Genomic DNA, 10922 nt, shown 5'->3' with positions numbered 1-10922 from the left:
TTTCTACCCTATGTAGTTTGGAATGTTGTCAAAAAGCTTTTGGGCGAGCTCATTAATTTCACCCCACAAGGGATCGGTAAATATTTTTTTGATCGTTTCAAGCCTAGTATCTTCAGGCAATGATGAAAGGTCACATACAACATCATATTTGTCGTAGATCATATCATCAAATGCTTCAACCAAATGAACCAGCTTGCCCAATAGTTCTAGGTTTTCGTTGCTGAGTCTATATTTTTCAGAAGGGTATTCGAAAAATGTTTCATAGGTGTTGGGAAATTCATCCATAAGGCAGCTTATAAAACAATAAAAACTTTCCGGATTTAGTATGTAGGATGCAACCATGTATCGTGCAGGTTGACAAAGCGTTGTGAGGTCATTTTTTAGCATTGTTGTAACAGTGTCTACGGTGTAATGCCACCACCAATGATGCACGGGGATATTTGCAGGAATGTTGTCTCGGACAAACGTTCCCCCTGAATATCGGCCCAAGGTATAAATACGTCCATCGATTTTTTCTGTAGCGATTGTGTGCTGGGTGAGTTCGTTAATTACCTGAATACCGCTTCGTAGCCAACAAATCTCTGTACCAAGTTCTTTTGCACGTTGCGTGTTACGGCCTTCAACTGCATTTTCATAGTCTTGCATAAGTTTTTGGGCGTAATCATAAATCTTTGATTGTTCGATGTTGATCGTATCTATGAGTTTTTTGTTGACTGCTTTGTTGGCGAAGGTCCTCAGTGTTTGCTGGCTTGTGTACAAGCTGAGCTTTCCAAACATGCGTAATGTATTTGAAGATGCCAGGTTCCAAGCGTGTTCACCATCAAGTAGATGTTTGATTGCCTGATGAACTCTTTTGTTCTTCATTAATTTTTTAGCTTATGAAATATAATTTTTAAGAATAACCATTACCCAAACAATGATAACGGTAAAAAAAACTGAGTCAAAACGATCAAGTAATCCACCATGTCCAGGTAGGATCGTACCTGCGTCTTTAAGATCTTTTTGACGCTTAAGAAACGAAGCAAAAAGGCCACCAAAGAGAGCAAAGAATGTTTGTAAAATTGAGATGGTGTAAATAAAGAGCGGGCCATCGTGCCATGGCAAAGAGGCTAAGGTTGGTATTGATGGTGTAAAAAAGTAGTTTACTAAAAATACTCCTAACAAACTTCCACCTAGTCCCTGCCAGGTTTTGCCTGGGCTGAGTTTTGGGCACAGCTTGTGTTGGCCTAGTAATTTGCCGACAAAAAAGCCACATGTATCAGCGATGGCTGCTATCAAAAATGGATAGAGTGGCATAAGTTTGTCATATTTGTAAAATTGTTGAGTGAGAGCGATCAGCAGTACTACGGGTAAAATTGGGTAGACCGGTGTTAGAAAATAAAACTCTGCCGATCGAGGTCCTATAAGCTTTGGCCATTCAAAAACAAGGATGTAGGCGAGTGCTGTGAGGAGTAATGCACAAAAAGCGTTGGAAGAATGAAGATATGCACCCCCACCAAGAAGAATAAGTACGATTGAGGTTAGAGTTCTCTTGATGAGTTCATTTTTATTAATCATGGTATGTTACTTTTCTCAGGCATAGGCCAGAGCCATCGGCTTTAATTAATGTTTGCTGGTCATGAGGATTGTCTAAAAGTTGTTGAATATAGTTTACTGATAAATCTGGTCGTTGTGCAACATCAAGTGCATAACCAACCATTCGTCTGATCTGAAAACGTAAAAACGATTGGCCCTTAATTGACACGAGCAGCGTATTCATATGGCCCCATTTTTTGACTTCAATGCTATCGATTGTACGCACTGGATTTTTTTGTGCATCTTCAATACGACAAAAAGAAGTAAAGTTGTGTGTTCCTTCATACAGTTTGAGTGCCTGGTAAAATTTATCTAGGCATACACGTTTCATAAAGGGGTAGTACCACCCATAACGCGCGACAAGTGGTAGTGGTGGTTTAAGAAAAAGGATGTACCAATATGTTTTTTGACGGACATTTTTACAAGGATGAAAGTTTTCAGGGGCTTTTTCGAGGCTGCGAATTCGAATGCTTTGTGGTAGTGCATTATTCCAAGCATCACGCATTTTTTCTTCACCAACAATGATGTGTGTTCTAAAAAGTGCAATTTGTCCAAGTGCATGCACACCAGTGTCAGTGCGAGAGGCTCCAATCATGTGGATCTTGTGGCCAAATGTTTTGTGATACACATCACAAAGCTTGGACATGACGGTTGGTTGATCTGGTTGAACTTGCCAGCCAAAAAAGTCGGAACCATCGTATGCGATGGTTATTTTGTATGCTTGCATGAGAGGAGTTGGTAAAAATATTTATCCCCCATCCAGACAGAAGTCATGGACAGGGGAAATGGAGGTTATCGCTAATTAAAAAACGTTTTATCAACGTTTTATTTAAGTAAGAGAATACACAACCCGACTGAAAAAATCAAACCTTTTTTATAATTTCTCCAATGCTATGCCTGGTTTTATAGTTCTCTTACCTTTTCAAAGGCTTTGTGATACTGTTTGACAATGTTTTCAATATTAAATGTTTTTTGTGCATATCTATAGTTTCTTTTTGACATTGTTTTTCTGATGTCGTCGTTTGTGTAGAGCGTTGATAAATGCTTGGTAATGAGCCTGAGATTGTTTATTGGGCAAAGCATGCCGTTTATTCCATGTGTAATAATTTCATGAGTTTTGTAGGCATGTGTTGTAACGATGGGAAGCCCAAACGCAAGTGCCTCGAGAAGTGCAATAGAAATACCCTCGCTTTGCGAAGACAGTGCGAAGCAGTCGAACAGTGGATAAAATCGGTATGCATCATTGCGCATGCCAACAAATAAAACACGATGTTTTAAATTGAGGTTCTGTGCCAGTGTTTCAAGATTGTTCCGCTCAGAGCCATCCCCAACAAGGCATAGCTTAAGTGGTTTAGTAGCAATTTGTTTGATGGCAGCAAATGCCTTAAGCAGCACGTCGTATGACTTAATTGATTCAAGCCTACCGATTGAACCAATGACGTAATCATGTTCATCGAGACCGATGTCACTTCGTTTGAGCGCTTTGTTGTGAGCCTGTTGACGTATTTGGTCGACGTTAATACTGTTTCTAATGACGATGACTGTGTCCGCCGTGTGTGATGACGCGTATTGTGCTGGAATAATATGCCGCTGATATAGCTTTTTTATTTCTTGAGATACTGCCACATGTGAGCAGGCAAAAGAGCAGGTTGCTCGGTCAAGTATGTTTCGCATACGTCCTTCATGAGTACACTTGCCATGTAAGTCACAGATGAGTGGTATAGCTAGAATTTTTGCTGCTATTCGGCTGATAATGTTGGCAGACCAGAGTGATGAATGAATAACGTTGGGCTGAAATATCTTGATCAGACGTATGAGCCGTATGAGCAAAAAAGGGTCGTATCGATGTAATACTCCCCGTATATGTGTTGTTTGAATGCCGAGGCTTTGTATTTTTTTATTAAGAGGGCCATCATGAAAAAAAGCGACATGATGAACCATGTCGCTTTTTTGTGCTGCACTTAAATAGTTATAAAGAGCCTGCTCAGCCCCACCAATGCGTAGACTTGTAATAATGTGTAAAATGCGCATCGGCCTTTCTCCCCATTGCTTTATTCAAGACCTTCGTTACCAGAGCCGTTGTCACTATCTTTGTTGAAAAAGCTTTGGAGCTTTTTGCTGCGTGATGGATGACGTAGCTTGCGTAAAGCTTTAACTTCAATCTGTCTGATACGCTCACGGGTAACGGAAAAGTCTTTCCCGACCTCTTCGAGTGTATGTTCAGAAGCAACATCAATGCCAAAACGCATCTTGAGGACTTTTTCTTCACGTGGTGTCAGTGACTTGAGTATTTCTCGAACTTTTTCTTTCAAGTCTTCATTAATGACAGCGTCTACTGGTGAGTATTCATTTTCATCTTCAATGAAGTCTTTGAGATAGGTATCTTCACTATCACCAACAGGCGTTTCCAGAGAAACTGGCTCTTTAGAAATCTTGATAATGTTCTTAATTTTTTTCTCATCAAGATTGAGCTCTTTAGAAAGCTCAGCATACGTTGGCTCGCGGCCTTTTTCTTGTACGTAGGTACGAGTGATTTTATTGATTTTGCTCAGTGTTTCAACCATATGTACAGGAACACGAATTGTTCGTGATTGATCAGCAATAGCTCGCGTGATGGCTTGTCTAATCCACCAGGTAGCGTATGTTGAGAATTTAAAGCCACGTTCAAATTCAAATTTTTCAACAGCTTTGAGCAGCCCAATATTTCCCTCTTGTATCAGGTCAAGAAAATGAAGTCCGCGGTTGATATATTTTTTTGCAATGTTGACCACAAGACGCAGGTTTGCCTTAGCAAGATCTCCTTTTGCAATCTTATCTTTTTGTTGTGCGGCAAGAAACTGGCCGTAAAGCTTTGTCATTTGTTCTTTGCTGACACCAGCTTCGCCCTCTGTTTTTTTGATAAGCTTGTTGTTGCTTCTGATGGTACTTTCAAGTGTGTTGATCTGCTCAATGTCTTGAGGCTTTTTGTCTGCTATGCTTTGATAGAACTTAAGTTTTTCCTGACAGACCTTGACCTCGTCTTCTTTACCGGTAATCTTGCTTGCAAATTTTTCAATTTTTTTGCCAAACTTGCGAAGTTGTTTATTGGAAAGCTTGATTGATTGGATTGTTTTAATAATATTGTTTTTGTTTTCTTCAACCGCCGCAAGCATTTCACGTTTCTTGCTCTCAGAATCAAGCTGACCACGATATGAGCGGTAAATTTTGTCTTCGTTTGCCGTAAGGTCTTTGATAGTACGAACAGATGCGAGGAGTTTGTTTTTTTCTTCCTCAAACTTTGGAGAGTTATCTTCATCAAAATCTGAGAATTGGACGATATCTTTTAGGAAAGAGGAATCTTTTTCGATGCGCTCTTCAAAACTCATTAAATCTTTTGCGACAAAAGGAAAACGAGAAACTGCGTCAATAGACTCTTTTTTACCTTCATAAATTTTGTTGGCGATAACTTTTTCGGTAACCTTATTAAGCAAAGGAATTTTACCAATTTCTTTAAGGTAAAGCTTTACAGGGTCATTGAGTTGGCTTGGTTCCAGGATTGACTTGATTTTTTCAAGTTCCTTATCGCCTAGATCATCGTCATCGCCTAAGTCACCTGAGAATTCGTTACTTTCAAGTGACGACTCAATGTTTTGTTTGAGTGGCTTGTACGATGTGCCCGATTCATCATCAGTGATTGTTTCAAAATCAGAAGATGCGCTATCAAGCTCTTCTTGTGAGATAAGATCAATGTTCTCACGCTCTAACAGACGTAAGAGTTCGTTCGCGTCCTCTTCGCTGATTTTATTGCGCTGACTAAAAATAATCAATTCTTCGTAGGTTAAAACACCTTCAGAGTGACCTTTTTCAAGAAGCGCCTCTATTTGTTTCTCTATACTTTTAAGTGTAACTTGTGTCTGTACAACCTGTTTAGCTTTCCCCTTTGGCTTTGGCTTGCTCACCTTCTGCTTTAAAAGGCTTTTTATTTTGCTCGTTTGTGCCGCGGTACGTGATTTTTTATGTGACAGAATGCGATCAGAGGCCGCATCAGAGTTTTTTTTGACCGTCTTGGTGGTTTCAGGTTTTGTCTTTTTTATTGCTGGAACAGGTTTAGCGACAACTTTAGAATTTGGTTTTTTGGAAACCACTTTCTTTGTAGTTGATTTTTTTGTTGTTTGGCTTGCAGATTTCTTTACCACTTTTTTATTGGTGGGTGACTTCTTGATTATTTTTTTGCTTGCTTTTGGTGCTACTTTTTTTGTGGGAGCTTTTTTGCTGACAGGTTTCTTTTTTACAGCAGATGCTTTTTTAGATGTACTTTTTTTGACTGTTTTTTTCATATTAACCCCCTATGCTGCATGCCAAGTTTAAGCTCGTTAAACTTTTTCATGAGCGTATGCATTTGGTCGACATTATTTAACTTTTTTGCCTTTACAAGTTCTTCTTTCACGTGTTGGACAATTTGTTTCCAGTGAAATTTGCAGAAGTGTAAAAGAAGTTGCTCAAAAACTTCTTTGGTTATAGGCGAGTCATGCTTCATGCTTGCACGGATAATCCACCGTCTATCTTCTTCAACGAGCTCCTCAAGGAATGAAGAAAAAAAGCCTTTATTACGTACAACTCTTTCTTGTACAGTGTTTACTGCTTCAAGAAGGCGTTGGGTCCGTGCTGAAAAATAGGGTACAAGCTGCTGCTCTATAGTCAAACGCTGGTCTGTGAGCATACTATTCAATATAGCACAAAAAATTTTTTCTTCTAGCAACGGGATATCTTGCTCTGTATTGTCCAAATGACCCGAAGCGGGGTTTTTTACCAGAGCGATTTGGGGCTTTTTGTTTGTTATTTTCCTTTTGAAAGTGTTTTTTAGGGATTCAAAGGGAATTCGCATGATGTCTGCGGCTTGTTGAATAAGAATATCTTGCTTGAGAGGATCCTCAATATGCATGACAATGTCGATGATTTGTTCATTGAGGGCAAGTTTTTCATCGAGTGTTTTGTTGTGAAAGTTGCTGCCAACAGAAGTAATGAAAAAATTGAAAATATCTTGAGCGACATCAATGAGCTTTGTGAGATCTCCTCCTCCCATTAAAAAGTCGGCGGGATCTTTTGCTTGAGGAATGGTTATTATTTTAAGCTCTAAATTAACATTCCAGCAAAGCTGGGTAAGGCGTAACATGGCTTGTTTGCCCGCCTTGTCGTTGTCATAGATGACATATACCGTAGATGCCTGCCGAGCAAGGAGTTTGAGCTGTTCCTGGCTGCACGCAGTACCAAGGGTTGCTACGGTATTTTGCCAGCCGTATTGGGCCATGGCGACGCAGTCCATATAACCTTCTACAAGGAAGGCTGCTTTTTTTGATAGCATTGTTTTTTTTGCGCTATCAAGACCAAAAAGAATTTTGCCTTTGGCAAAGCCTTCGCATTCCTTGCTATTGTAATATTTTGCACGTTTATCATCAGCCAAGAACACACGCCCGCCAAAACCACAGACGCGCCCCATGATGTCTTTAATGGGAAAGATAATGCGCTCTTGGAATGGTGAATAGTAATCGGCCTTTTTTTGTACGACAAAGCCGTACTCTATGAGATCTTTTAAAATAAACCCATGTTGATTGATTTCTGGCAGGAGTTTTTTTAAAACAACTTGTGTTGATGGGATATAACCGATGGTAAATGTATCAAGGGTGTGATCTGAGATGCGTCGTATTTGAGTAGCGTATGAATAGGGCGCCTTGTTCTCGCGTAGTTGCTTGTGAGCCCATTGGGCAATGAGTGAACAAAGGCTGAAGTATCTATTTTTTTCTTCTTGTTGGGCAGCTTGTTTTTTGTACTCTTTATCGATTGATTCGGGCAGTGTTATGCCATGTTCTTCTATTAAAAATTGTGCTGCTTCCAGTTGGGAAAGGTTTTCGGTTTTTGCAACAAAAGCGATGGCATCACCACTTGCGTGGCAGCCAAAACAGTAAAAAATTTGTCGGTCAGGGCTTACCGTAAAGGAGGCGTCTTTTTCACTGTGGAAGGGACAGCAGCCTTTCCAGTAGTTGCCAATTTGTTTGAGCCTGACACTTTTTCCAATAACATCGAGTATAGAAAGTTGCGATTTGACGTAGTTGAATAATGACATAATACCTTTTGACTATTTGCACAAATTATACGTTTTGTTGTTTGAGCGGGTAACGATGATAAAACCAATAATCGCAACAAGCATAAGTACGAGTGAGAGAATTTGTGTGCGCGAAAGTGCCAGCGAAAACGTTTGTGATAGGCTTATGGTTGTCAGTTCACCACGGTCACCTCGCCAGTAGTCGAGCGTAAGTCGTGCAAACGTTTCAAGCATGAGATATAGAAAAAGTCCTTGGCCTGGCTTGCAGGAACGCGTGGATAAGATGACATGCATGCCAACGAAAATGAGCAATGAGCTTAAACTAAAGTAGAGCTGAGTTGGATGCAGTAAAACGCCGGTGGGTGCTGGTGAATAAGGACTTGTAAAGGTGACAGCCCACACTAGCCATTCAGGAGCCTGTATGCCATAGCAACATCCGGCAAGAAAACAACCAACACGTGATATTGATTGCATGAGTGGGGCATTAAGTGCAGCAAGGTCAAAAATGATGAGGGGCGGTATTTTGTGGTACCGCAGATACGTAGTTGTTGCGAGCAAGATGCCAATAATGCCACCGTGCAAAACAAAACCGCCTTCCCACGGAAATAGCAAGTCTGTCCATGGGTCAACTGTGGGGTCAAAATACAACAAAGCATAGGTGATGCGTCCACCGAGCAGCCCGCTGATAAGTCCTACAAAAAGGGTGTTAATGTAGAGTTGGCCATCGATAATGTGCTTGCGGAGTTGATGACGATATGTCAACCACGTGAAGAGTAAAAAGCCGATTGCGATCATGACGCCGTAGCTTTGCACCCACACGGGGCCGTAAATGTGAAAAAGTCTTGGACACATTGTAACGATCTCCAATTTTTTAGTAGTTTTTTATTGCCAAACCAACACGTGGCATCCAGTATGTTCACTTGCGTTTCTCTTGTCAAAGTAAAATAAAATAAGCGTCTAAAGGGTGAAATTGCCGTAATGGTACGATTAAAGTTGACAACTGTAGGTGAGATTATTATCGTTACATGCTGTTAGAGTAAGGGGCTTAATTTTTTTGGGTTGCATATGAAAATGAAGAATTACACATTGTTTGTTTTGGTTAGTTTGTTTTTTGCTGCGGCGGAAGCCAGAAATGAAAAGGCGGTTAGCAACTTTGCGCCAGGCACAGTTGCACACGAAGTTGCATCATTGATTGAAAATGACCAGGATGTCGCAAAGCGGTTTGAGCTGGAAGACCCCCACATTATAAACCTTTTAACGCAGGTTGATGTGGCCCAGTTTTTCTATCAAAGGCATACGGGCATTGCGTGTTTGGTGAGCAATCTTTTTTTTGGTAATTTTTTATCGCTGACTCAGCCCAAAGGGCTTATTTTACTCTCAGAGCAAAAAGCACCGTGCTTGCATGCAATGATTGACGAGCTTGTGCAAGAAGCAGGCATTCCCAAGCCAGCGGTCTTTTTGTCTGGGGATACAGAATTGTTTAATGCTTTTGCAAGTTCACTTTCGCATTCTCAGGCCATTGTGGTTGTAGGTAAAGCGCTTGTTGATGGATGCTCTGACCAAGAGCTCAAGGCGATTTTGGGGCATGAGCTTTCTCACGTAAACTACAATCATGTTCCCAAGTCACTGGCGTACAAAACACTGCTTGTCGGGGCATGTATAGGGGCATTTTTTGGGGTTGAAAAAGTTTATACTCATTATGTTGTGCCTCGTTTTGGACACTCTCCAACTTTTAAATCTATTGATGAAAAAATTCAAGCCAATAAAGATTTTATTCAAAAAATTAGTTTTATATCATTAGGGGCGTTTGTTACCTATTGTATGCTTGCTTTGACACGTCATTACGAGCGCGAAGCTGATCATGGGGCAATTATGCTTACTAAAGATCCGCAGGGCTTTATCAATGCAATGGAGCGCGTTAAGCTCTATTATGAAGGTAAGCGAGATAGCTTTCTAACAGAGTATGAGTATTTGCAGCAAAAAATTGATGAGCTAGGCCAGGCTTGTCCGGAGGCGCAAGGCCACCTGGCAAATGTTTCTCAGCAGGTAAAAGACATGGTTCTGAGTAACTATCATGACGCTCTTGAAGTAGGCAGCCATACCCACCCGGCTATGAAAGATCGTATTGCCTTTGGACACCAAATGCTTGAAAATATTAAGCGGGAAGCGGAAAACCCCGAGTCTTTTCAGGGGTAGACATAAAGCCAACTTTCTCGATTATTGCTTTACTTAATATAGTAGGTTTTTTTTCTATGGCCTTCTGCTCAAGGACTACAAACTGTTTTGGCTTGTTGTTAGCCATTGCATAAGCATTAGCTCGTTGGTGGTTTGTATTTCGTGTGATTAAGGGAACAATCAAAGCAGGTGTTTGAAAATACTCCAATTCAAAGAGTGTTCCTGCGCCAGCCCGGCAAATGACAAGATCAGCAAGCTGATAAAGTTGTGGCATACTGCTGGTATATGAAAAAACATAGGCGGGAATTTTGTGTTGGTGATACAGACGTTTAAGCTCTGTGGTACTTGTTTGATTTGTTTGGTGTATGACTTGTAGGCTATCGCCAAGTGTATGAGCATACTTTTTGATAAAATGTGTGAAGCAGCTACTCAGTCCTAAAGAGCCCTGAGATCCTCCAAGGATAAAGATTGTTTTTCGTTGATGGTTAAATCGTTCGGGGTAGGATTGTTGTGAAAGTAGATCATTAATGTGTCCTAAAAATTCATATTTATTGGTGATACGGTCTTGTTGTGAATAACGCAGCGGATAAGGGACAAGCGTGCATTTTGCTATGAAAGACTTTCCTAGCAATGAACAGTTCTTAAGTGTTTGTTTAAAGCAATAAAAAACTGTTGTGGCAAAAGGCATGAGTATCTTGTTTGCTTTGCCTGGCATAACGTTAAGCTCGTATAAATCAATACTACTGCGCATAGCCCAGCATGCAAGGGTTACTGGTAGGGCAATGATGCCACCGGTAATAATCAATTTTTCTGGCTTGTAGCGCCACGCATAAAAAAGACAGCTGAAAAAAACCTGTAGCAGTTGTACGCAGGTAAACGAGCGAGAGATATGTAAACGCTCACACGCAAGGGTGACATGTTGATCAACCCATGGATGTTGCTTGGCAATTAAACGGTCAAGGCGTTCTGTGCTTGTCAGGAGCACGACCTGGCCATCATGGTTGCTATCTTTCCATCTACGAGCAGCTACCAGTGCGGGGACAAGGTGTCCACCTGAGTGAGCGGCTGCTACAAACAATATTTTTTTTTTCAT

The 10922-nt window shown here is 40.8% G+C and carries 9 protein-coding genes; 1 reads left to right on the top strand and 8 read right to left on the bottom strand.

Annotated elements, in window-relative coordinates; all coding sequences use genetic code 11:
• Positions 1-3: 3 nt before the first annotated feature.
• From H6679_05640 to lgt, 7 genes are all read right to left on the bottom strand, one after another.
• The gene (locus H6679_05640; protein MCB9493727.1) at positions 4-864 is read right to left on the bottom strand and encodes a hypothetical protein; all 861 of its coding nucleotides are present in this window, start codon (positions 862-864) and stop codon (positions 4-6) included.
• Positions 865-876: 12 nt separating this feature from the next.
• Entirely contained in the window at positions 877-1557 is a 681-nt protein-coding gene (locus H6679_05635; GenBank protein ID MCB9493726.1) for a phosphatidate cytidylyltransferase, read from the bottom strand.
• Positions 1550-2302 carry a tRNA pseudouridine(38-40) synthase TruA gene (gene truA, locus H6679_05630; GenBank protein MCB9493725.1) on the bottom strand — a complete coding sequence of 251 codons (753 nt, stop codon included), beginning with the start codon at positions 2300-2302 and terminating at the stop codon, positions 1550-1552. The genes H6679_05635 and truA overlap by 8 nt, the downstream gene beginning before the upstream one ends.
• 176 nt (positions 2303-2478) lie before the next feature.
• The gene (locus H6679_05625; protein ID MCB9493724.1) at positions 2479-3606 is read right to left on the bottom strand and encodes a glycosyltransferase; all 1128 of its coding nucleotides are present in this window, start codon (positions 3604-3606) and stop codon (positions 2479-2481) included.
• 20 nt (positions 3607-3626) lie between these two features.
• Positions 3627-5891: an RNA polymerase sigma factor RpoD gene (rpoD, locus tag H6679_05620; GenBank protein ID MCB9493723.1), complete on the bottom strand. Its 2265-nt coding sequence runs from the start codon at positions 5889-5891 to the stop codon at positions 3627-3629.
• Positions 5888-7675, bottom strand: coding sequence for a DNA primase (locus tag H6679_05615; GenBank protein MCB9493722.1), 1788 nt, complete (start codon positions 7673-7675; stop codon positions 5888-5890). Before H6679_05615 ends, rpoD begins: the two co-directional genes overlap by 4 nt.
• 12 nt (positions 7676-7687) lie before the next feature.
• Positions 7688-8506, bottom strand: a complete 819-nt coding sequence (lgt, locus tag H6679_05610; GenBank protein ID MCB9493721.1) for a prolipoprotein diacylglyceryl transferase — start codon at positions 8504-8506, stop codon at positions 7688-7690.
• A 213-nt stretch (positions 8507-8719) separates the two neighbouring features.
• Here lgt and H6679_05605 point away from each other — a divergent pair, with 213 nt between their 5' ends.
• Positions 8720-9850 carry a M48 family metalloprotease gene (locus H6679_05605; protein ID MCB9493720.1) on the top strand — a complete coding sequence of 377 codons (1131 nt, stop codon included), beginning with the start codon at positions 8720-8722 and terminating at the stop codon, positions 9848-9850.
• Here H6679_05605 and H6679_05600 read toward each other — a convergent pair.
• Entirely contained in the window at positions 9810-10922 is a 1113-nt protein-coding gene (locus H6679_05600) for a UDP-N-acetylglucosamine--N-acetylmuramyl-(pentapeptide) pyrophosphoryl-undecaprenol N-acetylglucosamine transferase (GenBank protein MCB9493719.1), read from the bottom strand. The genes H6679_05605 and H6679_05600 overlap by 41 nt on opposite strands.

Source organism: Campylobacterota bacterium, assembly GCA_020633995.1.
Taxonomy (GTDB): Bacteria; Babelota; Babeliae; order Babelales; family RVW-14; genus JACKCO01.
This window is presented reverse-complemented; position numbering and strand designations above follow the sequence as displayed.

What these genes read in the sequence shown, in the direction of transcription:
- H6679_05625 (MCB9493724.1), bottom strand. Translation starts at nt 3,606, where the DNA reads ATGCGCATTTTACACATTATTACAAGTCTACGCATTGGTGGGGCTGAG.
- rpoD (MCB9493723.1), bottom strand. Translation starts at nt 5,891, where the DNA reads ATGAAAAAAACAGTCAAAAAAAGTACATCTAAAAAAGCATCTGCTGTA.
- lgt (MCB9493721.1), bottom strand. Translation starts at nt 8,506, where the DNA reads ATGTGTCCAAGACTTTTTCACATTTACGGCCCCGTGTGGGTGCAAAGC.
- H6679_05605 (MCB9493720.1), top strand. Translation starts at nt 8,720, where the DNA reads ATGAAAATGAAGAATTACACATTGTTTGTTTTGGTTAGTTTGTTTTTT.
- H6679_05640 (MCB9493727.1), bottom strand. Translation starts at nt 864, where the DNA reads ATGAAGAACAAAAGAGTTCATCAGGCAATCAAACATCTACTTGATGGT.
- H6679_05635 (MCB9493726.1), bottom strand. Translation starts at nt 1,557, where the DNA reads ATGATTAATAAAAATGAACTCATCAAGAGAACTCTAACCTCAATCGTA.
- truA (MCB9493725.1), bottom strand. Translation starts at nt 2,302, where the DNA reads ATGCAAGCATACAAAATAACCATCGCATACGATGGTTCCGACTTTTTT.
- H6679_05600 (MCB9493719.1), bottom strand. Translation starts at nt 10,922, where the DNA reads ATGAAAAAAAAAATATTGTTTGTAGCAGCCGCTCACTCAGGTGGACAC.
- H6679_05615 (MCB9493722.1), bottom strand. Translation starts at nt 7,675, where the DNA reads ATGTCATTATTCAACTACGTCAAATCGCAACTTTCTATACTCGATGTT.